A 23,041-nucleotide genomic window follows, 5' to 3' on the forward strand; every position below is an offset into this window, starting at 1 on the left:
AAGGATGGCGTCATGGCGAAAAAGAACCGGAACGCTGCGTTTATCGACGATCCGCTTTGGTACAAAGATGCGGTGATCTACCAGGTTCACGTGAAGTCGTATTTCGACTCCAACGACGATGGCATCGGTGATTTTCCGGGGCTTATCGCCAAGCTCGACTACATTGCCGAACTGGGGGTCAATACCATTTGGCTGCTGCCGTTCTACCCATCGCCCCGGCGCGACGATGGTTACGACATTTCCGATTACCGGGGCATCCACAGCGATTACGGCAACATGGCCGATGCGAAGAAGTTCATCGCCGAAGCCCACAAGCGCGGGTTGCGGGTGATTACCGAGCTGGTCATCAATCACACCTCCGACCAGCATCCGTGGTTCCAACGGGCGCGGCATGCCAAGAAAGGCTCCAAGGCACGGGATTTTTACGTCTGGTCCGATGACGACCAAAAATACGATGGCACGCGCATCATCTTCCTCGACACCGAGAAGTCCAACTGGACCTGGGACCCGGTCGCCGGCCAGTACTTCTGGCATCGTTTCTATTCCCACCAGCCGGATTTGAACTTCGACAACCCGCAGGTCATGAAGGCGGTGCTGGAAGTGATGCGTTACTGGCTGGACATGGGGATCGACGGGTTGCGCCTGGATGCGATTCCTTACCTGATCGAACGCGACGGCACCAACAACGAGAACCTGCAGGAAACCCACGACGTCCTGAAAACCATTCGCGCTGAAATCGACGCCAATTACCCCGATCGCATGTTGCTGGCCGAGGCCAACCAATGGCCTGAGGACACTCAGCTGTACTTCGGCGATCGCAAGGGCAAGGACGGCGACGAATGCCATATGGCCTTTCACTTTCCCCTGATGCCGCGCATGTACATGGCGGTAGCTCAAGAAGACCGCTTTCCGATCACCGACATTTTGCGGCAGACGCCCGAGATTCCGGAGAACTGCCAATGGGCGATTTTCCTGCGCAACCACGACGAGCTGACCCTGGAAATGGTCACTGATCGTGAGCGCGACTACCTGTGGAACTACTACGCGTCCGATCGCCGCGCACGAATCAACCTCGGCATCCGACGCCGGCTGGCGCCGTTGCTCGAGCGCGATCGTCGACGGGTGGAGCTCCTCAACAGCATGTTGTTGTCCATGCCAGGTACGCCGACCTTGTATTACGGCGACGAAATCGGCATGGGCGACAACATTTATCTCGGGGACCGGGATGGCGTGCGCACACCCATGCAGTGGTCCATCGACCGCAATGGCGGGTTCTCGCGAGCCAATCCGGCCAGTCTGGTGCTGCCGCCGATCATGGACCCGCTCTACGGCTACCAGTCGGTCAACGTCGAGGCGCAGGAGCATGACCCGCACTCGCTGTTGAACTGGACCCGCCGCATGCTCGCGGTGCGCAAGCAGCAGAAGGCTTTCGGCCGCGGCACCTTGAAGATGCTGTCACCGAGCAACCGCCGGATTCTCGCCTACACCCGGGAATACACCGGGCCGGACGGCAAGAGCGAAATCATCCTGTGTGTCGCCAACGTCTCCTCGGCTGCCCAGGCGGCCGAACTCGAACTGTCGCAGTACGCTGGCACGGTGCCGGTGGAAATGCTCGGCGGCAGCGCTTTCCCACCTATTGGCCAGCTCAATTACCTGCTCACGTTGCCACCTTATGGCTTCTACTGGTTCCTGCTGGCCGCGGAGAATCAAATGCCCAGTTGGCACGTTGAACCGGCCGAAAGCATGCCGGACTTTCCAACGCTCGTGCTCAAACAGCGGATGGAAGAACTGCTCGACGAACCTCTTCGCCAGAGCATGGAGCAGACGTCCTTGTCGGTTTACTTGCCCAAGCGACGCTGGTTCGCAGGCAAGGGAACGGCCATCGACCGGGTGCACATCGATTATGGCGTGCGCTTCGGCACCCGTGAGCGCCCGGTGCTGCTCAGCGAGATCGAGGTCACGTCGGCCGGGGAGGTTGCCCGCTATCAAATGCCTTTCGGGTTCCTCGCCGAAGACGACTTCAGCAAAGCCTTGCCGCAACAACTGGCACTGGCCCGGGTCCGCCGCGGCCGCCAGGTCGGTCTGATTACCGATGCCTTTACCCTTGAGCCGTTCATTCGCGAGGTCATCAAGGGTATGCAGAACGACCTGACCCTGGCCACGGGATCGGGCGAGTTGCGTTTCCAGAAAACCTCGAAGCTGCTGCCGCTGGGGTTGAACGACGAGTCGGAAGTGCGGTACCTCTCCGCCGAACAGTCCAACAGTTCGGTGGTGGTAGGAGGGGCGCTGGTCTTGAAGATGATCCGCCGCGTGGCCGCCGGTACGCACCCCGAACTGGAAATGGGCGCCTATCTGACCGAAGCCGGTTATGGCCATATTTCCCCGCTACTGGGCGCTGTCGTGCGGGTCGATGGCGAGGGTCAAAGCAACCTGCTGATGATCGCTCAGGGTTATTTGAGCAACCAGGGCGATGCCTGGGAATGGACGCAGAACAATCTGGAACGCGCCGTTCGCGATGAGATGGCGCATGGTCATTCCAACCTTGAACAGCACGCCAATGCCTTGCTGGAACTGAAAGACTTCGCCAGTTTGCTGGGGCAGCGCCTCGGCGAGATGCACGTGGTGCTCAGTGCGCCGACGGACGATCCGGATTTCAAGCCGGAGGTCACCAGCGCCAAAGACAGCCAGGCCTCCGCCAACAGTGTCTCGGCTCAGGTGGAACGGGCGCTGAATTTGCTGGAGCAGCATCGCGAAACGCTGGAACCCGGCGATCAGCAGTTGGTCAGTGAACTGCTGGGCAAGCGTCAGGCGTTGCTGGCTCACGTGAAGACCCTGGCCAAACAATCGGTGGGCGGCCTGCGGATGCGCGTGCACGGTGACCTGCACCTGGGCCAGATGTTGGTGGTCAAGGGGGATGCCTACCTGATCGATTTCGAAGGCGAGCCGGCCCGTCCATTGCAAGAAAGACGCGCCAAGTACAGCCCCTTCAAGGACGTCAGCGGCGTGTTGCGGTCATTCGACTACGCTGCGGCGATGGCGATGCGAAATGCCCACGCCACCGACACCTCGGAGCAGGCGTCCGCCGCGCGTCGGCATGTGGCTGAAACGTATTTGTTACAAGCGCGGGAAGCGTTTTTGGCGGCCTACAAACAAGCTACCGTTGACGTTGCCCACGCGTTTAAGGATGCCAAGGGGGAAGCCGCCGCGCTGGCGCTGTTCACCTTGGAAAAAGCCGCTTATGAAGTGGCCTACGAGGCTGAGAATCGCCCGACTTGGTTGTCGGTTCCGCTTCAAGGCCTGCGCGGGCTGTTGAACCTGTCTGATGGAGAATGAACATGAGTGCGTCTGACCAATTCGGCACGGGCAACCACAAGCTGTTGCCTACCGCCGGCGATATGGACGCGTTGATCCGCGCCGAACACCGCGACCCGTTCTCCATGCTGGGGCCTCACAGCGATGGCAAGGATGGCCAGGTGATTCGCGCCTACCTGCCCAATGCATTGGCGGTTCGTGTGCTGTCGCGGGACGGTGAGCGCGATCTGGGTGAGTTGAAGATGAGCGACAAGCCCGGTTTTTTCGCCGGGCACTTTGCGGTGCGTGAACCGTACCTGCTGAAAATCAACTGGGCCACGGGCGAGCAGATCACCGAAGATCCCTACAGCTTCGGTCAGTTGCTGGGCGAAATGGATTTGTACCTGTTTGCCGAGGGCAACCACCGCGACTTGAGCAGCGCCCTGGGCGCCCAAGTGAAGACGGTCGACGGGGTGGATGGGGTGCGCTTCGCGGTGTGGGCGCCGAATGCGCGACGGGTCTCGGTGGTCGGGGATTTCAACAGTTGGGATGGCCGCCGCCATCCGATGCGGTTGCGCCATCCTGCCGGCGTGTGGGAGATCTTCATTCCGCGCATCGGCCCAGGGGAAACCTACAAATACGAAATCCTCGGGCAGCACGGCGTTCTGCCGCTGAAAGCCGATCCCATGGCCCTCGCCACGGCATTGCCGCCGGACACGGCCTCCAAGGTCGCAGCGCCGCTGAGCTTTGCCTGGCAAGACCATGACTGGATGCAGGGCCGGGGCGACAAGCAGGATATCCATAAGCCGCTCTCGATCTATGAGCTGCACGCAGGCTCCTGGAAATGGCATCACGGCGGCGAAGATGAACCGGACCGTCCGTTCAACTGGACAGAACTGGCCGATGAGTTGATCCCCTATATCAAGGGCCTGGGTTTCACCCACATCGAACTGATGCCCATCATGGAACACCCCTTCGGCGGTTCATGGGGGTACCAGTTGCTTTCACAATTCGCCCCCAGCGCCCGTTATGGCACGGCCGAACAATTCGCCGGCTTCGTCGATGCCTGCCACCGTGCCGACATCGGCGTGATCCTCGATTGGGTGCCGGCGCATTTCCCTACCGATGCCCATGGCCTGGCGCAATTCGACGGCACTGCGTTGTATGAGTATGGCAACCCGCTCGAGGGGTTCCACCAGGACTGGGACACCTTGATCTACAACCTGGGGCGCACTGAGGTGCATGGCTTCATGATCGCGTCGGGTGTGCACTGGCTGAAGCATTTCCACATCGACGGACTGCGGGTGGATGCGGTGGCCTCGATGCTTTACCGCGACTATTCACGCAAGGCCGGTGAGTGGGTACCGAACCGTTACGGCGGTCGCGAGAACCTGGAGGCCATCGATTTCCTGCGCCACCTCAACGATGTGGTAGCGCTGGAAGCCCCCGGCGCGCTGGTCATCGCCGAGGAGTCCACTGCCTGGCCGGGGGTGACGCAGGCGACCCAACAGGGTGGTCTGGGTTTCTCCTACAAATGGAACATGGGCTGGATGCATGATTCGCTGCACTACATCCAGCAGGACCCGATCCACCGTCAGCACCACCACAGCGAACTGAGCTTCGGGTTGGTCTATGCGTGGTCGGAGCGCTTCATCTTGCCGATTTCCCATGATGAAGTGGTGCACGGCAAGCACTCGCTGATCGACAAAATGCCTGGCGACCGCTGGCAGAAATTCGCCAACCTGCGCGCCTACCTGGCCTTCATGTGGACCCACCCCGGCAAGAAGCTGCTGTTCATGGGCTGTGAGTTCGGCCAGTGGCGGGAGTGGAACCATGACACCGAACTGGATTGGCACTTCCTGCAGTACGCCGACCACAAAGGCGTGCACACGCTGGTCGGCGACCTTAACCGCTTGTACCGTTCGGAAAAGGCGCTGCACGAACAGGACTGCCAACCGCAGGGTTTTCAGTGGGTGATCGGTGATGACGCGGGGAACAGCGTCTACGCCTACCTGCGCTGGAGCAAGGAGGGCGAGCCCCTGTTGGTGGTGGCCAACCTGACGCCGGTGCCGCGTCACGGTTACCGCGTTGGTGTGCCGTTTGGCGGGCGATGGGCAGAGCTGCTCAACACCGATGCCGAGGTGTATGCCGGTTCCAACGTCGGCAATGGTGGGGCGGTTTCCACCGACGACGTGAAGAGCCATGGCCAGCCCGTGTCCTTGGCACTGGACCTGCCACCCTTGGCCGTGGTGGTGTTCAAGCCTGTCGCCGAGCAGTAAGTCCGTTCAGGTTCCGCCTGCGCGGCGGCCCGCAGGCGGTGGCGGTCTGAACTGAGGCCGCCGCCGTCGAGGGATCCTCGGCGGCGGTCGGGCCCGCCTCCAGCCGGGTTTCACCTGGCTACCCCCCGATTTCATGTACCGCTTCGAAATCTCGTCTACGCTCCAAGTGTCGGCCCACTGACGCTGACACCGTGATCGACTTTCTGCCCGGCAACGTACCGGGCTTTACACCTGATCAGGAGTGCACGATGGATCTCAACCGTCGGCAGTTCTTCAAGGTCGCCGCCGTTGGCCTTGGAGGCTCGAGCCTGGCGGCGTTGGGCATGGCCCCGACGCCTGCGTTCGCCGAGCAGATACGCCACTTCAAACTCGCTCACACCCATGAAACCCGCAACACATGCCCCTACTGCTCGGTGGGGTGCGGGTTAATCATGTACAGCCTCGGCGACGCGGCGAAAAACGTCGCACAGCACATCATCCACATCGAAGGCGACGCCGATCACCCGGTCAATCGCGGCACGTTGTGCCCCAAAGGAGCAGGGTTGCTGGACTTCATCCACAGCCCAAGCCGCCTTCAGTACCCACAGATCCGCAAGCCCGGCAGCGACGAGTGGACACGCATTTCCTGGGACGAGGCGCTGGACCGCGTGGCCGATCTGATGAAGGCCGACCGCGACGCCAACTTCGTCGAGAAGAATGACAAGGGCCAGACCGTCAACCGCTGGCTGACCACAGGCTTTCTCGCGGCATCGGCGGCCTCCAACGAGGCGGGCTACATGACCCATAAGGTGGTCCGCGCCACCGGCATGCTGGGGTTCGATAACCAAGCGCGTGTCTGACACGGCCCGACGGTGGCAAGTCTTGCCCCGACGTACGGCCGTGGTGCCATGACCAATACCTGGACCGATATCGCCAACGCGAATCTGATTCTGGTCATGGGCGGCAACGCAGCAGAAGCGCACCCCTGCGGTTTCAAATGGGTGACCGAAGCCAAGGCGCACAATCAGGCGCGATTGATCGTCGTCGATCCTCGGTTCACACGGACGGCGTCCGTGGCCGACTACTACGCGCCGATCCGCACTGGCAGCGACATCGCGTTCATGGGCGGGCTGATCAACTATCTGATCACCCAGGACAAAATCCAGCACGAATACGTGCGCAATTACTCCGACGTGTCGTTCATCGTCAATGAGGGGTTCAGCTTCGAGGACGGGATTTTCAGCGGCTACGACGCCAGCAAGCGTCTCTACACCGATAAGTCCGGTTGGGGCTACGCGTTGGGCGAGGATGGCTTTGCCAAGGTCGATCCGACCCTGCAGGACCCTCGTTGCGTCTATCAACTGATGAAGCGGCATTACAGCCGTTACACGCCCGAACTCGCCAGCCTCACCTGTGGCATGCCGCAGGCGCAGATGATGAAAATCTGGGAAGAGATCGCCACGTGCTCGGCACCGGGCAAGACCATGACCATTCTCTATGCGCTGGGCTGGACGCAGCATTCGACGGGGGCGCAGATCATCCGCAGTGCAGCGATGGTGCAGTTGTTGCTCGGCAACGTCGGCATGCCGGGCGGCGGGGTCAACGCGTTGCGCGGGCATTCCAACATTCAAGGGCTGACCGATCTGGGCCTGCTCTCGAACGCGCTGCCCGGCTACCTGACCCTCGGGATGGACGCCGAACAGGATTACAACGCCTTCATCGCCAAGCGCACGCAAAAGCCGCTGCGTCCTGGGCAACTGTCCTACTGGCAGAACTACAGCAAGTTCCATGTCAGCCTGATGAAATCCTGGTACGGGGCCAATGCGACAGCCGAGAACAATTGGGGCTATGACTGGTTGCCGAAGTTGGACATTCCTACGTACGACATCCTGAAAATGTTCGACCTGATGGGCAAGGGGCAGGTCAATGGCTACGTCTGCCAGGGTTTCAACCCGATTGCGGCGCTTCCTGACAAGAACCGGGTCATGAAGGCCTTGGCCAAGCTGAAGTGGCTGGTGGTCATGGATCCGTTGGCCACGGAAACTTCCGAGTTCTGGAAGAACGTCGGCCCTTACAACGATGTGCAGTCGCAGGACATCCAGACCGAAGTCATCCGCCTGCCCACTACCTGTTTTGCCGAGGAAGACGGTTCGCTGGTCAACAGCAGCCGTTGGCTGCAGTGGCATTTCAAGGGCGCGGAGGGGCCGGGGGAGGCGATCACCGACATTCGCATCATGAGCGAGCTGTTCCTGCGGCTGCGCAAACGCTACCAGGAGCAGGGCGGGGCCTATCCCGAGCCGCTGCTGAAACTCAGTTGGCCATACAAAGTGCCGCAGGAGCCTTCCCCGGAAGAAATCGCCAGGGAAATCAACGGCTCGGCCGTCGTGGACGTCACCGATGCCACCGGAGCGGTCGTCAAAGGCGGGGCTCAACTCGCCGGTTTCGCGCAATTGAAGGACGACGGCAGCACGGCGTCCGGTTGCTGGATTTTCTGCGGCAGTTGGACCGAAGCCGGCAATCAGATGGCCCGCCGTGACAACAGCGACCCTTATGAGATGCACCAGCATCAGGGTTGGGCGTGGGCCTGGCCGAGCAACCGACGCATTCTCTATAACCGGGCATCTGCCGATCTCAAGGGGCAGCCGTGGGATGCGAAAAAGCGCCTGATCTGGTGGAGCGGCAAGGTCTGGACGGGCACTGACGTGCCGGATTTCGCCGTGACCTCGGCACCGGAGGCCGGGATGAACCCGTTCATCATGAACCCCGAAGGGGTGGCGCGTTTCTTTGCCGTGGACAAGATGAACGAAGGGCCTTTCCCTGAGCACTACGAGCCGTTCGAAACGCCCATCGGCATCAACCCGCTGCACCCGACCAACAAGAACGCGACCAGCAATCCGGCCGGGCGCATTTTCGACTCAGTGTGGGATTCGCTCGGAGTGGCCAAGGACTTTCCGTACGCAGGCACCAGTTACCGGCTCACCGAACATTTTCATTACTGGAGCAAGCATTGTCGTCTCAACGCAATTGCCCAGCCGGAGCAGTTCGTGGAGATCGGCGAAGCCCTGGCCAAGGAAAAGGGCATCGTGGCGGGCGATCGGGTGCGGGTCAGCAGCAAGCGCGGTTTCATCGAAGCCGTGGCGGTGGTCACTAAACGTATTCGGCCATTGCAGGTGAACAACCAGGTGGTGCATCAGATCGGCATTCCGATCCACTGGGGCTTCACCGGCACCACGCGCAACGGCTACCTGGCCAATACCTTGGTGCCGTTTCTTGGCGATGGCAACTCGCAGACCCCGGAATCCAAGTCGTTCCTGGTCAACCTGGAGAAGCTCTGAATGGCCATTCAAGACATCATTGCCCGTTCAGCGACCACTACGGTGCCGTCGTCGGTCCGCCAGATGGACGAAGTCGCCAAGCTGATCGACACCACCAAATGCATCGGTTGCAAGGCCTGCCAGGTCGCTTGCTCGGAGTGGAACGAGCTGCGCGATGAGGTCGGCCACAACCACGGCACTTACGACAACCCCCAGGACCTGAGCGCAGAGACCTGGACGCTGATGCGCTTCACCGAACATGAAACCGCCGACGATACCTTGGAGTGGCTCATTCGCAAGGACGGTTGCATGCACTGCGCCGAACCCGGCTGCCTGAAGGCCTGTCCGAGCCCGGGAGCGATCATCCAGCATGCCAATGGCATCGTCGATTTCAATCAGGACCACTGCATTGGCTGCGGCTATTGCATCACCGGTTGCCCGTTCAACATTCCACGCATTTCGCAGAAGGACCACAAAGCCTACAAATGCACGCTGTGTTCGGATCGGGTCGCAGTCGGCCTGGAGCCGGCCTGCGTGAAAACCTGCCCGACCGGGGCAATCGTGTTCGGCAGCAAGGAAGACATGAAAGTCCATGCCGCCGAGCGGGTCGTGGATCTGCAGTCCCGGGGCTTCGACAACGCGGGCCTTTACGACCCGCCGGGCGTCGGAGGCACCCACGTGATGTATGTGTTGCACCACGCCGACGACCCGAATCGCTACGCCGGGCTGCCGCAGGACCCGCAGATCAGCCCGCTGGTGAGTCTTTGGAAGGGCGCGACCAAGCCCCTGGCGCTGCTGGCGATGGGGCTGGCCGTGCTGGCGGGATTCTTCCACTACGTTCGGGTCGGACCGCAGCGTGAAGAAGATGAGCAGGACCCTGGCCCCGACCCGGTCGTGCACGAAGTCGACCCGGCCGTGCATGTCTACGACCCGCAGCAGCCGAGGGACACCCACACGAACCGAGGGCATGAAGGAGAGCCGCGACCATGAGCGACCACCGTGAACCCGGTAAAACCATTCTGCGGTACAACGCCAACGAGCGGACGAACCACTGGATCGTTGCGATTCTGTTTTTCATGGCGGCCCTCTCAGGCCTGGCGTTGTTTCACCCCGCACTGTTCTGGCTCACGCATCTGTTCGGCGGCGGCCCGTGGACGCGCATTCTGCACCCGTTCATGGGGGTGGCGATGTTTCTGTTCTTCATGGGGCTGGTGGTCCGTTTCTGGCGTGCGAACCTGTTTATCGCCAATGATCGGTTGTGGCTCAAACGCATCGACCGGGTGATGAAAAATCAGGAGGCGGGCGTGCCACCCATCGGTAAATACAACCCCGGTCAGAAGTTGCTCTTCTGGACCTTGCTGCTGTGCATGCTGGGTCTGTTGGTCAGCGGCGTGATCATCTGGCGCGCCTATTTCAGCGCCTACTTCGACATTGGGGTGATTCGCCTTGGCGCGCTGGTCCACGCGCTGGCCGGGTTCGTATTGGTGACCAGCATCATCGTGCACATCTACGCCGGCATCTGGATCAAGGGGTCGGTGGGCGCGATGCTGCACGGCTGGGTCAGCCGCCGCTGGGCCAGGAAGCATCACGCACTGTGGTACCGGCAGGTGGCCGAGAAAGAATCTTCGTCGGACCGAGTGGGTAAAAAAGGATGACCTCGTCAGACCGGATTCGTGAACCCGAACAGATTCAGGCCGAGGCAGGGGGCAATGCCTTGCCGTTCTTGCACCTGCCGCCGAACGACCTGTTCGCCTTGCGTGCTCGACGGCTCGAACGATTGGCCGACGGCCATCCGCTGGGTGAATACCTGCGGCTGTTGGCAGGTGTGTGTCGAGCACAGCAGCGTCTGATCGATCAGCCACCGGCTCACTGGGCGCCTGATCCTCAGCGCCTGAGCCAGTGCATTCAGCACGGATTACCACCCTTGTCAGCTGAGACCCTGGCCCGGGAGGACGCCTGGCAAGTGTGGCTGGATGCGTTGCTGTTCGAGCTTCCGGACCCTGTCTCTGCCCCAGTGCAGCGGGCGATGACGCGGCTGCGTGAAGCCGACAGGGGGCAGCGCCGGGCATGGGCCGTTTCACTGCTCGGCGGCCAGTATTCAGGTGTCTCGGCGGCGCTGGTACCCTTTCTCGGCGCCGCGTTGCAAGCGGCGTGGAGCCATGGATTACTGACCCTGCCGAGCCATGATTTCAAGCCGGGTGACAGCCTCAGTCAGTGTCCGGCCTGCGGCTCGTCGGCCATGGCCGGGGTGATTCGCCACCGCGGCAAATACAACGGGCTGCGCTACCTGGTGTGTTCCCTGTGTGCCTGCGAATGGCATGTGGTGCGGGTCAAATGCGTGTACTGCGAACAGAGCGCGGGGCTGCGGTACGTCAGCCTGGAAGATGACCGGGCGGCGGTGACCAAGGCGCCCGTACGCGCCGAGGTCTGCCCGACGTGCAACGGCTACCTCAAACAGGTCTATCTGGAGTGCGAGCCGGACGCCGAAGCGCTGTCCGCGGACCTGGCCACCCTGATGCTGGACATGCGCCTGGATGAGGAGGGCGTTCATCGTCGCGCACCGAATTTACTTTTCGCACCGGGCGGCGATTGAGGATCGGCGACTACACTCCTTGGATGATCGCCTTTTGATTCCGGCCTGGCTGTTGAGGCCGGTGTCGAAAGCCAAGTCAGCCCCTGGTGGAGTGAGTGAATGGCGCAACCCGTGAATGCCGAAGCCCCTCGATTACCCTCCGTCGACAGCCTGTTGCGTCATCCTGCCTGCCAGCCTCTGCTTGAACGCTATGGCCGCGACGCGGTGCTGACAGCCTTGCGTCAGTTGTTGGACGATCTGCGTGAGCCCGTTCGTACGGGGCAGCTCGGCGCTGCCCAAACCGCTAGCGAGGTCATCGTGGGCAGGCTGGACGAACGCCTGACCTTGCACCATCAGAGTCGGGTGCGCCGGGTGTTCAACCTGACCGGCACAGTGCTGCACACCAATCTCGGCCGAGCGCTGCTGCCGGAAGAAGCGATCGAAGCCATTCAGTGCGCTGCCCGTTACCCCCTCAACCTCGAGTTTGACCTGAACACCGGTAGACGCGGTGATCGCGATGACCTCATAGAAGACCTGATCGGCGAGTTGACGGGTGCCGAGGCGGTCACGGTCGTCAATAACAACGCCGCCGCCGTGCTGTTGGCCCTCAACAGCCTGGGCGCGAGAAAAGAGGGCATCATCTCGCGCGGCGAATTGATCGAGATCGGGGGAGCGTTTCGCATTCCTGACATCATGGCCCGGGCCGGCGTCAAATTACGCGAAGTCGGCACCACCAACCGCACGCACCCCCAGGACTACGCCGAGGCGATCAATCCTCGCAGCGGATTGCTGATGCGGGTCCACACCAGCAATTACAGGGTGCAAGGGTTCACCGCTTCGGTGTCGACGCCGGAACTGGCGCAGATTGCGCAAGCGCATGGGCTGCCGCTGCTGGAAGACCTGGGCAGCGGCAGCCTGGTGGATCTCAGGCGCTGGGGCCTGCCTGCCGAACCCACGGTGCGCCAGGCGCTGGCCGAAGGCGCGGATCTGGTCACCTTCAGCGGCGACAAGCTGCTGGGAGGGCCCCAGGCCGGTTTGATCGTGGGTCGCAAGGCGCTGATCGCGAAGATCAAGAAGAACCCGCTCAAGCGTGCACTGCGGGTCGATAAACTGACCCTCGCAGCGCTGGAAGCGGTGCTCAGGCTGTACCTCGATCCCGATCGCCTGGCCGAGCGCTTGCCCAGCCTGCGAGCGTTGACCCGGTCCCGGGACGACATCCAGGCCCAGGCCCTGCGCCTGCAACCGGCGCTCGTCCGTGCGGTGGGGGCGGGTTGGGACGTAACCGCAGTGCCGACGCTGGGCATGATCGGCAGCGGCAGTCAGCCGGTGGCGCGGCTTCCCAGCGCCTCGCTGTGTTTACGACCGATCGTCTCGAAGAAGTGGCTAGGACGTCATTTGCACGGCCTGGAAGCCCAGTTGCGGGCGCTGCCGATTCCGGTGTTGGGCCGCATCGATGATGACGCGCTGTGGCTGGACCTGCGCCAATTGGATGACGAAGCGGGCTGGCTGGAACAGTTGCACCGGCTTCGATTGAACCGTTCGTCTACGCAGGAGGGTTCAGGGTGATCGTCGGTACCGCAGGGCATATCGACCACGGCAAGACCGCGTTGCTGGAGGCGCTTACCGGGCAGGCAGGCGATCGGCGTCGCGAAGAGCGTGAGCGCGGCATCACCATCGATCTGGGCTATCGCTATGCCGCGCTGGAACCTGGCGGGCCGTTGACCGGCTTCATCGATGTGCCGGGGCATGAACGCTTCATTCACAACATGCTGGCCGGCGCGCAGGGCATCGACCTGGTGTTGCTGGTGGTGGCCGCTGACGACGGCGTGATGCCCCAGACCCGGGAGCACTTGGCGATCGTCGAGCTGCTGGGCATTCCCGAGCTGCTGGTGGTCATCAGCAAGTGCGACCGGGTCGATGGGCGACGTGTAGAGGAGGTCTGGATGCAGGTCCGAGCGCTGCTGGCGCCGGGGCGCTACGCCGACGCCCTGCAGTTCGAAGTGTCCAGCCACACCGGTGAAGGCATCCATGCATTGCGTCGCGCCTTGCTGCTGGCGCACGGGGAAGTGCAGGCGCGCAGCGATCAGGGCGGTTTCCGCCTGGCGGTCGACCGGGCATTCAGCGTTCCAGGTGCCGGCATCGTGGTCAGCGGCACCGCACTGGCAGGTCAGGTGACGGTGGGTGACACGCTGCTGTTGGGGCTGGCCGGTAAAGCCGTCCGGGTGCGGGGGCTGCATGCGCAAAACCGGAAGGCGGCGCAAGCGTGGGCGGGCCAGCGGGTGGCGCTGAACCTCAGTGCGGACAAGCTGACGCTCGATCAGATTCATCGCGGCGACTGGTTGCTGGCCGAGTGGCTGTTCGCGCCGACCCAACGGGTCGACATCGAGATGCACCTGCTGTCGAGCGAAGTCCGCGCCTTCGAACACTTCACCCCGGTGCATGTGCACCTCGGCACCCAGGATGTCTCGGCGCGCGTGGCCTTGCTCGAAGGGGCGCGAATCGAGCCGGGCGGACGCATGCTCGCGCAGCTGCTGCTCAACGCCGCGGTGCAGGCGGTGCATGGCGATCCACTGGTGTTGCGTGACCACAGCGCCCAGCGCACGCTGGGTGGCGGCCGCGTACTGGACCCATTTGCACCGTCCCGGCACCGGCGCCACCCGGCGCGCCTGGCCCAGTTGCGGATATTGACCGACGCCGCGAGCCTGGAGCAGGCGTTGCCGCCGTTGATCGCCCAGAGCGACAGCGGCCTCGACCCGCAGCGCCTGGAGCGGCAGTTCAACCGGTTGCGTGCGACGTGGCGGCTGCCGGACGACGTGCGCCTTATCGCCACGCGTCAAGGCTCGCTGCTCTTCAGCCAGGCGCGCTGGGCGTCTCTGCAGGAGCACCTCTTGCAGCATCTGGCGAGGTTCCACGAACAGGAGCCCGATCAACTGGGGCCGGATCGCGACCGCTTGCGCCGCTTCGCGGCGATGGCGCTGGAACGCCCGGCATTCCTCGCCTTGCTCGACGAGTTGGTGGCCGATGGCAGGGTGGTCAGCAGTGGACCCTGGCTGCAGCGTCCGGAGCACCGGGTGCAGCTCAACGAGCAGGACGCTGGGCTGTGGGTGCAACTGCAGCCATTGATGGAGCAGGGCGGCTTCGATCCACCGTGGGTGCGGCATCTGGCTGCCAATAGTGGGCAGACGGAAGCGGACGTCCGCCTTCTGCTGCGCAAACTGGCGCGGATCGGCCAGGTGCATCAGATCGTCAAGGATCTGTTTTATCCCGCCTCCACACTCGAACGAATGGCGACTATGCTGTTGCAACTGTCTGACGCCGATGCGTCAATCTCGGCCGCCGCGTTTCGTGACCGGCTCGGGATCGGGCGCAAGCGCAGTATCCAGATTCTCGAATTTTTCGACCGTATCGGCTTGACCCGTCGGGTTGGCGACCAGCGCCGGCTGCGCCCTGAAAGCGCCATGGCACAGCGGCGGGCAGTCGATTCGGCTTGAGCGATCATGGAAGGCAATCGCGCCCGGTGGCGCGGCCGGGCTTCAAACCCGGTGGGGGACGGCATCCGTTCCCGGGCAGGTTCGACTCCGGCTGCCTTCCGCCATTTCTCGCCGCACCGCGCATGGCGCCGAAGCGGCGCGCCGGGGCGGGCGTCATCCGGTCCGCCTTGCCCATTGCACAATCGGCCGGACTTGGCGAAAGTGCGCGAACGATCGCCCATTGCACAGGAGCGGAATGTGAGCGCACCCCTGATCAGCCAGTTGAACGGTGAGGCCTTTTCAGCCGTTCGCGTCCGTCAGCCCATGCCCGACCCCGACGCGATCGTCGAAATACCTCAGGTCGACGCTTTTTCGATCATCGTCCAGTTGCAGGACTTCCAGGCGCATCGCCTGTGGCGCGGACGTCGCCTGAGCTACGCGGGAGGTTACCGGCAGGGCGCCGTGTCACTGCCGTTCATGGGTGACCAACTGCGCTGTCAGCACCGATCCGGGTATGACAACCTGCGCCTGATTCTGCCTCGGCAGACGCTGGATGAGCTGCAGTCAGAGCAGGGTGGCAAGCGGGTCGACGTGTTTCGCTACGATGCGGGCGGCGCGGAGGATGCGACCCTCTACCACCTGGCCCAAGCGTTACTCCCCGCCTTGCAGCGCCCCGAGTTGGCCAATCGTCTGTTTCTCGACCATATGCTGATGGCCATTGCCACGCACTCGATCGAGCGCTATGGCCGGGTGGCACCTCCTTCCGGCAGGTTGCATGCCAGCCTGACGGCGGCGCAACTGGCCGTGGCCAAAGAACTCATCGCCCACCACCTGGATGGTGAGCTTTCGGTTGAACGCATCGCGCAAGAGTGTTCACTGACCCGCAGCCATTTTTCCCGCGCGTTCAAGCAGGCCACCGGCATGGCGCCTCACACCTGGTTACTCCACAGGCGCGTTGAACGTGCCCAGGCTTTGCTGCGCGCCGTGCCGCCGATGCCGATGGCGCAGATCGCCCAGGCCTGCGGGTTCGCCGACCAGCCCCATATGACGCGCGTGTTCACGCGATTGGTGGGCGAGCCGCCGAGTGCCTGGCGCAACCGCCATCAGGCGTCGGTGTTCCTGCCTCGCTGAGCCGCCAGCCGCGCGGCGCCTCCTTGGGTCACCCGGCCTGCGCGCAGCCCCCCGGCGCCGACAGCACGCTGCCAAAACCCGGTTTAATCCGTCAACCGGAGCCCCCGAGCGTGAGCGGTCGGATCAAAGAGGGGGCGATCCGGAAAACATGCCGAATAGACACCTGTGCCGCACGGGGACACTCAGTCAATAACGCCTGGACTTGTTATAACTTTGAAAGAGGGGCATAACGGTCACAGGTCACGATTATTAAGTTGTTCTCCGTGCACTACCCCAACAGGTAATATCACGCCGAACCATTTAATGTTTAGATGAACGCTGATGACAATTGGGTCAATGACATGGATCCTGTTCGCGATGCTTTAACGTGAGCATGTTCGATGACATCGGAGCGGCCGAACCCACTTTAAGGACTGCGCAAATATCATGATAACGCTCGGTCAGGCTACCGTGTCCCTGGCGCTCAGGGATGTGTTCAAAGACGGCGTCGCGCTGCGGATCGGCACCCGTGCCTTCGACATTCTCGAGTTGTTGATCCGCCACCAGGGGCAGTTGCTGAGCAAGGAACAGATCCTTCAGTGTGTCTGGCCCGACACGGTCGTCGAAGAGAACAACCTGCAGGTGCATATCTCAGCCCTGCGCAAGGCGCTGGGCAGTGATCGTGACCTGATCCGCACGGTTCCCGGCCGCGGCTACATGCTCCTGGGAAGCGAAGAGACGGCGGCGGACAGCGCGGGGCAAGACAATTCCCGGGCGCTTCCGCTGGCGCGCAACACAGGCAGCCTGGCTGGCCAGCACCTGCCGTCGGCGGTTGAACTGGTCGGGCGTGACATGCTGGCGGATGAGGTCCATTCAGCCTTGCGTGACGCCCATGCGCTGATCACCTTGATCGGCCCTGGCGGCGTGGGCAAAACCAGTCTGGCGGTGGCGGTGGGGCGGCAATGGCTGGAGCGCCATCAAGCGCCGGTTCATTTCGTTTCGCTGGCCGAGCTGCCGACGGCGGATCATCTGCCGGAGGCCCTGGCCAGCGTTTTGGGGTCGGGGCACAGCCTCGATTCGCTCATCCGGCACCTGGCCGAGCGCCCTGGGCTGATCATCCTCGATAACTGTGAGCACCTCATCGACCCGATTGCCGGCTTTGCCGAGCAATTGCTGCAGGGCGCGCCGGGCACGAAGATCCTCGCCACCAGTCGCGAGCCGTTGAGGATCGCCGCAGAGCGCAGTCTCCAGGTCCCGCCGCTGGCGATTCCCGAGGCCGATGCGACGCGCGCGGCGATTCTTGGTGCCAGCTCGGCGCAGTTGTTTCTGCGGCATTGGCGTGCGCTGGATTGCCACATGGCCGACACCTGCGACGCCGCACTGGACAATTACAGTGTCGACTTGGTCGGTCAAGTCTGTCGGCGCCTGGACGGTATACCCCTGGCACTCGAAATGGCCGCCGCCCGGGCGTGTGCCCTGGGCCTCTACCAGTTGCTGGAGAGCCTGGACGAAAGCATGCACCTGCTGGCCGCCAGCCGTCGCACGGCACCCGCCCGCCAGCAAACACTGGATGCCTCGCTGTCCTGGAGCTACCGCTTGTTGAGTACCGATGAGCGTGCGGTGTTGCGCCTGCTGGCCGACCTTGAGGGCCCATTCACCCTGGAGCAGGCGTGCCATGCGCTGCAGCGCGCAACGCTGGCACGCAGTTGCATCATGGATTGCATGGTCAGGCTGGCGACCAAGTCGTTGCTGATGGTGACCGCGCAGGGTCCGTTCCGTGTGTATCGCATGTTGGCCTCCACCCGTGCCTGCCTGCGCGTGGTGCAGACTCAGGAAATCAGCGGAGAAACCCTCCGGCTCGACCCCCGCTACCGGGCAACGGCCGGGCTGTCTGCCGCCTTCATGGCTGTGCCTGTCGAGGCCGACAGGTATCATGCCCGCCATCAAAGAGGCATGGCGGCCAACCGCTGAACGACGGATATGTGCATGAGCGTGAACCCCAAGGTGTATGTGGTCGATGACGACGCCGCGATCCGCACCGCCCTGCAACGCCTGTTGAGCTCGGAAGACATCGCCTGCCGCGCCTTCGACAGCGCCGAAGCCTTTCTTGGGCATACCCTGGAGGAGGCGCCCACCTGCCTGCTGCTGGACGTCAACCTGGCGCAGGGGTCCGGCTTCGATCTGCAGCATGAACTGCACGCGCGCGGCCAGCACTTTCCGATCATCTTCATGACCGGTTTCGGCACCATCGCCATGTCGGTGAAGGCGATCAAGGCCGGTGCCCATGAATTCCTGACCAAACCTTTCGAGCCTGAGCAACTGCTCGACCTGATCCGTGAGGCGTTGGCCGCCGACGCCCTCAATCTCAGTGAACGGCAACGGGTGTGCGACGCGCGAGAGCGCTTCAATCAACTGACGCCACGGGAAAAGGAAGTCATGGCGTTATTGATTACCGGCAAGATGAATAAACAGATTGCGTTGGAACTAGGCACCAGCGAAGTCACCGCAAAAGTTCATAAGAAGCACGTGATGACAAAGATGAATGCACGCAATGTCATCGAACTATTGAAACTGCACGAGCGGCTTGGCGAAGTCTCGCAATGATTGAGCGCACAATTGTCCATGTGCGCCGAATTGAACTTGGTATGTCATCTAACATGTCAAACGGGCCAACTAAGCCGTCGCTGAAGTTCGGTGGTTGATGCCCGCGCCTTATCGATTAGGGCCTGCATGAAAAGTCTCGGGAATTTTCATACGGGCCCTAATCGTGCATTCAAGGTGTCAGCGGGGCGCCGTGACGAGGCCTCGCCATCGGCTGCGGTCAGGTGGACTGCAAGCGCAATATCCGGGCGCCGTCGTGCGGATCGGTCAGCCAACGCCCCTTGACGCCGAACGTGCTGCGCAAGCGCTCCGGTGTCAGCACGTCGAACGGCGATCCCAACGCCACCAGTCTTCCACGCTCCATCACCGCCAGCCGATCACAGGCCAAGGCCTGATTCAGGTCGTGCAGGGCGATGATCGTGGTGACGGGCAGGCGATGCACCAGCGTGAGAATCGCCAATTGCTGCTGAATGTCCAGGTGGTTGGTCGGCTCGTCCAGCAGCAGAATCTGCGGCCGTTGGGCCAGTGCGCGGGCAATGTGCGCGCGTTGCCGCTCGCCGCCGGACAGCGTGTGCCAGGCTCGATCGCGCAGGTGTTGCAGGCTGACATCGGCAATCGCCTGGTGAACGATCCGGGTGTCCTCCTCGCCCCAGGGAGCCAACGCCGACAGCCAGGGCGTGCGGCCCAGTTCGACCGCTTGCACCAGGCTGATGGCATCGCTGGTTTCGGCCTGTTGCTCGACCACCGCCAGGCGTTGCGCGATGTGGCGGCGCGGGAGGGTCGTCAGCCGTTCGCCGAGCAACCGCACCTCACCTGTGGTGGGCACTGCGATGCCGGCCAACAGTTTGATCAGTGTCGATTTGCCGGAGCCGTTCGGGCCGACGACGCCCAGGTTTTCGCCGGCACGTATTGCCAGCTCGACCCCCTCGAGCAACGGCGTTCCTTTGATGCGGTAGCTCAGATCGAAGGCGGTGAGCACGCTGACCACCTGGTCCACGGGAGCGTTCATCGGCTGCGGTTCCCCCGAATCAGAATCAGGGCGAAGACCGGAGCGCCCACCAGCGCGGTGATCACCCCGATCGGCAGCACCTGGCCTTTGATCAGGGTGCGTGAGACCACGTCGGCCGCGACAAGAAACAGCGCGCCGCTCAAGGCGCTCAGGGGCAGCAGCCGGGCATGCCGCACGCCAGTGGCCATCCGCACGGCATGGGGAATGACCAACCCGACGAAGCCGATCGAGCCGACGAGAGAGACCATCACGGCGGTGATCAGCGCCGTGCTCGCGATCAGCAGGATCTGCACCTGGCGCACCGGAATGCCCAGGGACGCGGCCGCGTCGGTGCCGAAGGTGAAGGCATCGAGCGACCGTCGATGCCACAGGCACACGCCCAGCCCGAGCAGCACCACGGGCACCGAAAGCGCCACGGCACTCCAGCGCACGCCACTCAGGTTGCCCAGCAGCCAGAACAGAATCCCGCGGGCCTGCTCGGCATTCGCCGATTTGGTGATCAGCAATGAGGTCAGGGCGTTGAACAATTGTGAACCGGCGATGCCCGCCAGAATGATCTGACCGGTCGCAGGCTGGCCACGGGACACGCGAGCGAGCAGGGCGACCATGGCGAACGCGGCCGCGGCCCCGGCAAACGCGCCCATGGACAAGGACACCGCGCCGCCGCCGACCCCGATCACCGCCACCAACACAGCGCCGGTGGAGGCCCCCGCCGAGATGCCCAGCAAGTACGGGTCGGCCAGGGCATTGCGCAGCAAGGATTGCAGCACCACACCAGACACCGCCAGACCGGCCCCACACGCGGCGGCGACGATGGCCCGGGTCAGGCGGTAATTCCACACGATACCTTCATCGATCGGATCGACGGCGAACCCCGCACCCCAGAGTTTGTTCGCCAGCACCTGAGCGATGATCGACACGCTGATGGGCGTTTCGCCGATGGCCACGCCCGCCAGGATCGCCAGGAGCAGCACCGCGCCGACCCACAGCCCATGGCCCAGCAAACGGGCGATGCTGGGCAGCTTCATGGCCCGGTGGTGGCCGCGGCCAGTTGTTCGATGCCGTCGAACAGCCGAATACCAGATTCCATCGCGCTGGCGTCCATGATGACGATGCGGTTGTTTTTCACCGCGTCCATGTTGCGGGTCACTGGATCGGATTTGAGAAAAGCCAGCTTCTTCTCGTGGTCGTCAGCCGGGTAACGCCGACGGTCCATGCGGGCGATCACCAGAATCATCGGGTTGGCCTTGGCAATGGTTTCCCAGCCCACGGTCGGCCATTCTTCATCGGACTGGATGACGTTCCGCATGCCCAGGGTGTCCAGCATGAAATGGGGTATGCCTTTGCGCCCGGCCACATAGGGGTCGCTGTGCAGATCGGGGCTGGAGAACCAGAACACCGCCGAAAGAGGCTCGGCATTTCGACGCCGGGTCTGCTCGACGGCATCGGCCAGACGGCGTTTGTAGCCCTCGATCAACTGCTCGGCGCGGGCCTGGACATCGAAGATCTGCGCTTGTTGCCTGATGCTCTTGTACAGCGTATCAACGCCAAAGGCCTCGGTGCGCGTGCCATCGGCACCGACCCGATTGTTCTTCCCCTCGCAGTCCGACGGCAGAATGTAGGTGGCGATGTTCAGGTCCTGGAACTGTTGCCGGGTGCCCACGGCACCTTGCGGGCCGACCATCCACTCGAACTGCACGGGCACGAAGTCAGGACGCTTGCCGATCACCGATTCAAAGCTGGGGGCGTTGTCGGCCAGGCGCTCGATCCGGGCGTTCTGCGCGCTGAATTGGGGGAGGGTGTCGTTGAACCAGAGCGAGGTGCCCACCACCTGCTGGCCAAGGCCCAGTGCGTAGAGCATCTCCGTGGCCGCCTGGCCAATGGTCACGATACGGTGCGGGGCGTGAGCGAACGTCAGCGGCACGCCGCAGTTGTCGATGGTCAAGGGGTAGTGCGTAGGGGCGGCAACGGCAGCGGACATGAACAGTGCGCTGGACAGCGTCAGACCGGTGAACAGCACGGCAAGGGGGCGCAACGACATCAAGGGCGTCTCCAGTGGACCTGTTGAAGGGCGCAGGCACTGGAAAGCACATCCGATAGGCTCCACGCGAGCGGAGGCGGCGCAGAGTACGCAGACGGAAGTCCTTCCCCGGACACCCCGCCGGTGAATGATTGACGCTGGCCGGCAGGTCTCCTGACTGGCGCGTCGTTGCCTTGCTTCGGCCTTCCCGGTGTGAACCAGTGGCAATCGGGAAGCAGGGCTCAGCGCCTACAGTTGCGGGGACAGTTCCGTTTCAGCCTCACGCCGAGGCTGTTGGATTCCCTATTAATTCCGTGTGGAAACCGGCGGGGGGATACTAAACGATTTGCGGCCGACCGAACACGTCGATCTTGCCGCCTGATGGCGATTGCTCAGCCGTACGACGGCGTCAACGGACCTGCCGGTTGCAGGGCACGACACGGGTGCGAGGCCCAATGGCCCCCCACGGCGGCGGACCGGTTCAAGCGCTGCCGCAGCCTGCATAGCCGTCATTTGACGGGAAAGTTGAACGGCCAGCCTGACACGCGCTTCGGGCGCGGCGTGGCGTAGGTGCGCACCTTGGACGTCTTCAACCCCAGCCGCACCAAGGATTCGGCCAGCGCCACCGCAGCCGTCACGCCATCGACCACCGGCACCCCGGCGCGCTCGCGGATCAGTTGCTCCAGCCCGGCCATGCCGCCGCACCCCAGGCAGATGACTTCGGCCTTGTCCTGCTGCACGGCCTCGACCGCTTGCTCGGCGATTGCGTGCAGTGCGCGATCCGGGGCTTGCTCCAGTTCCAGCACGCTCATGCCGCTGGCGCGAACCGAGGCGCAGCGCTCGTAGACCCCGGCCAGTTTCAGTCGGTCTTCGATCAGCGGCACGGTGCGGTCCAGCGTGGTGACGACCGAATAGGCATGGCCCAAGAGCATGGCCAGACTGGCGGCCGCTTCGGTGATGTCCACCACCGGCACCTCAAGCAACTCCTGCAAACCTTCTCGACCATGCTCGCCATAGCCGGCCTGTATCACCGCGTCATAAGGTTGATCGTACGACAGCACCCGGTCCATCACGGCCAAGGCGGCCAGGTAGCTCTCGAAATTGCCCTCCACCGATTCGGCGCCGAAGCGTGGGGTCAGGCCGATGATTTCGGTGCCCGGGGAGGCGACGCTGCGCGCCTGTTCGGCGATGGTCTGGGTCATCGATTCGGTGGTGTTGACGTTGACGATCAGAATTCGCATGAGCGGCGGCCTCGCGGTAGGACAAGATTGAGCGGTGTGCACGATTTATGGGTGCTGTGTATACAGGGCGAGGGCAAGGCTAACTCAACGCACGCGGTTTGTGGGAACGGAATCGAGGGTGGCACACGAGGGGGAGAGAGGTCACCGCGTTCGAT

At 63.0% G+C, this 23,041-nt stretch carries 15 protein-coding genes, 1 tRNA gene and 1 riboswitch; of the genes, 12 read left to right on the plus strand and 4 right to left on the minus strand.

Annotated features, from left to right (window positions below):
- Nucleotides 1–12 precede the first annotated feature (12 nt).
- From treS to DBP26_RS23215, 12 genes are all read left to right on the plus strand, one after another.
- Nucleotides 13–3,333 (plus strand): maltose alpha-D-glucosyltransferase, encoded by a 3,321-nt coding sequence (treS, locus tag DBP26_RS23155; RefSeq protein ID WP_108239785.1) that lies wholly within the window; start codon nucleotides 13–15, stop codon nucleotides 3,331–3,333.
- A gap of 2 nt (nucleotides 3,334–3,335) precedes the next feature.
- A complete protein-coding gene (gene glgB, locus DBP26_RS23160) occupies nucleotides 3,336–5,570 on the plus strand; it encodes a 1,4-alpha-glucan branching protein GlgB (RefSeq protein WP_108239786.1) in 2,235 nt (744 codons plus the stop codon).
- A 248-nt stretch (nucleotides 5,571–5,818) separates the two neighbouring features.
- Nucleotides 5,819–8,884: a formate dehydrogenase-N subunit alpha gene (gene fdnG / locus DBP26_RS23170; RefSeq protein WP_146749665.1), complete on the plus strand. Its 3,066-nt coding sequence runs from the start codon at nucleotides 5,819–5,821 to the stop codon at nucleotides 8,882–8,884.
- Nucleotides 8,885–9,853: a formate dehydrogenase subunit beta gene (gene fdxH / locus DBP26_RS23175; RefSeq protein WP_108239789.1), complete on the plus strand. Its 969-nt coding sequence runs from the start codon at nucleotides 8,885–8,887 to the stop codon at nucleotides 9,851–9,853.
- Nucleotides 9,850–10,518, plus strand: coding sequence for a formate dehydrogenase subunit gamma (locus tag DBP26_RS23180; protein WP_108239790.1), 669 nt, complete (start codon nucleotides 9,850–9,852; stop codon nucleotides 10,516–10,518). Before fdxH ends, DBP26_RS23180 begins: the two co-directional genes overlap by 4 nt.
- Nucleotides 10,515–11,456 (plus strand): formate dehydrogenase accessory protein FdhE, encoded by a 942-nt coding sequence (gene fdhE, locus DBP26_RS23185; RefSeq protein ID WP_108239791.1) that lies wholly within the window; start codon nucleotides 10,515–10,517, stop codon nucleotides 11,454–11,456. The genes DBP26_RS23180 and fdhE overlap by 4 nt, the downstream gene beginning before the upstream one ends.
- Nucleotides 11,457–11,555: 99 nt before the next feature.
- Entirely contained in the window at nucleotides 11,556–13,001 is a 1,446-nt protein-coding gene (gene selA, locus DBP26_RS23190; protein WP_108239792.1) for an L-seryl-tRNA(Sec) selenium transferase, read from the plus strand.
- Entirely contained in the window at nucleotides 12,998–14,926 is a 1,929-nt protein-coding gene (gene selB / locus DBP26_RS23195; protein ID WP_108239793.1) for a selenocysteine-specific translation elongation factor, read from the plus strand. Before selA ends, selB begins: the two co-directional genes overlap by 4 nt.
- A gap of 8 nt (nucleotides 14,927–14,934) precedes the next feature.
- Nucleotides 14,935–15,030, plus strand: a tRNA-Sec gene (locus DBP26_RS23200).
- Nucleotides 15,031–15,163: 133 nt separating this feature from the next.
- Entirely contained in the window at nucleotides 15,164–16,036 is an 873-nt protein-coding gene (locus tag DBP26_RS23205; protein ID WP_108239794.1) for an AraC family transcriptional regulator, read from the plus strand.
- A 426-nt stretch (nucleotides 16,037–16,462) separates the two neighbouring features.
- The gene (locus DBP26_RS23210) at nucleotides 16,463–17,986 is read left to right on the plus strand and encodes a winged helix-turn-helix domain-containing protein (RefSeq protein WP_108239795.1); all 1,524 of its coding nucleotides are present in this window, start codon (nucleotides 16,463–16,465) and stop codon (nucleotides 17,984–17,986) included.
- 15 nt (nucleotides 17,987–18,001) lie between these two features.
- Complete coding sequence (locus DBP26_RS23215; RefSeq protein WP_218565121.1) at nucleotides 18,002–18,619, plus strand: response regulator; 618 nt, start codon at nucleotides 18,002–18,004, stop codon at nucleotides 18,617–18,619.
- Between the two features lie 217 nt (nucleotides 18,620–18,836).
- Here DBP26_RS23215 and DBP26_RS23220 read toward each other — a convergent pair whose 3' ends face one another.
- The 4 genes from DBP26_RS23220 to DBP26_RS23235 all read right to left on the minus strand — a co-directional run bounded on the left by DBP26_RS23220 (nucleotide 18,837) and on the right by DBP26_RS23235 (nucleotide 22,886).
- On the minus strand, nucleotides 18,837–19,625 hold the full coding sequence (locus tag DBP26_RS23220) for an ABC transporter ATP-binding protein (protein WP_108239796.1): 789 nt from the start codon (nucleotides 19,623–19,625) through the stop codon (nucleotides 18,837–18,839).
- The gene (locus tag DBP26_RS23225; RefSeq protein WP_108239797.1) at nucleotides 19,622–20,653 is read right to left on the minus strand and encodes an iron chelate uptake ABC transporter family permease subunit; all 1,032 of its coding nucleotides are present in this window, start codon (nucleotides 20,651–20,653) and stop codon (nucleotides 19,622–19,624) included. The genes DBP26_RS23220 and DBP26_RS23225 overlap by 4 nt, the downstream gene beginning before the upstream one ends.
- On the minus strand, nucleotides 20,650–21,666 hold the full coding sequence (locus DBP26_RS23230; protein ID WP_108239798.1) for an ABC transporter substrate-binding protein: 1,017 nt from the start codon (nucleotides 21,664–21,666) through the stop codon (nucleotides 20,650–20,652). Before DBP26_RS23230 ends, DBP26_RS23225 begins: the two co-directional genes overlap by 4 nt.
- Before the next feature lie 125 nt (nucleotides 21,667–21,791).
- Nucleotides 21,792–21,988, minus strand: a riboswitch (cobalamin riboswitch).
- Nucleotides 21,989–22,154: 166 nt separating this feature from the next.
- Nucleotides 22,155–22,886, minus strand: a complete 732-nt coding sequence (locus DBP26_RS23235) for an aspartate/glutamate racemase family protein (protein WP_108239799.1) — start codon at nucleotides 22,884–22,886, stop codon at nucleotides 22,155–22,157.
- Nucleotides 22,887–23,041 lie beyond the last annotated feature (155 nt).

It is taken from the genome of Pseudomonas sp. RIT409 (assembly GCF_003052515.2).
In the GTDB taxonomy this organism is placed as follows: domain Bacteria; phylum Pseudomonadota; class Gammaproteobacteria; order Pseudomonadales; family Pseudomonadaceae; genus Aquipseudomonas.

Excerpts from the sequence above, each read along its gene's own strand:
- fdhE (WP_108239791.1), top strand. The coding sequence starts at position 10,515 with ATGACCTCGTCAGACCGGATTCGTGAACCCGAACAGATTCAGGCCGAG.
- DBP26_RS23235 (WP_108239799.1), bottom strand. The coding sequence starts at position 22,886 with ATGCGAATTCTGATCGTCAACGTCAACACCACCGAATCGATGACCCAG.
- DBP26_RS23210 (WP_108239795.1), top strand. The coding sequence starts at position 16,463 with ATGATAACGCTCGGTCAGGCTACCGTGTCCCTGGCGCTCAGGGATGTG.
- DBP26_RS23220 (WP_108239796.1), bottom strand. The coding sequence starts at position 19,625 with ATGAACGCTCCCGTGGACCAGGTGGTCAGCGTGCTCACCGCCTTCGAT.
- DBP26_RS23180 (WP_108239790.1), top strand. The coding sequence starts at position 9,850 with ATGAGCGACCACCGTGAACCCGGTAAAACCATTCTGCGGTACAACGCC.
- fdxH (WP_108239789.1), top strand. The coding sequence starts at position 8,885 with ATGGCCATTCAAGACATCATTGCCCGTTCAGCGACCACTACGGTGCCG.
- DBP26_RS23225 (WP_108239797.1), bottom strand. The coding sequence starts at position 20,653 with ATGAAGCTGCCCAGCATCGCCCGTTTGCTGGGCCATGGGCTGTGGGTC.
- selA (WP_108239792.1), top strand. The coding sequence starts at position 11,556 with ATGGCGCAACCCGTGAATGCCGAAGCCCCTCGATTACCCTCCGTCGAC.
- treS (WP_108239785.1), top strand. The coding sequence starts at position 13 with ATGGCGAAAAAGAACCGGAACGCTGCGTTTATCGACGATCCGCTTTGG.
- DBP26_RS23215 (WP_218565121.1), top strand. The coding sequence starts at position 18,002 with ATGAGCGTGAACCCCAAGGTGTATGTGGTCGATGACGACGCCGCGATC.
- DBP26_RS23230 (WP_108239798.1), bottom strand. The coding sequence starts at position 21,666 with ATGTCGTTGCGCCCCCTTGCCGTGCTGTTCACCGGTCTGACGCTGTCC.
- glgB (WP_108239786.1), top strand. The coding sequence starts at position 3,336 with ATGAGTGCGTCTGACCAATTCGGCACGGGCAACCACAAGCTGTTGCCT.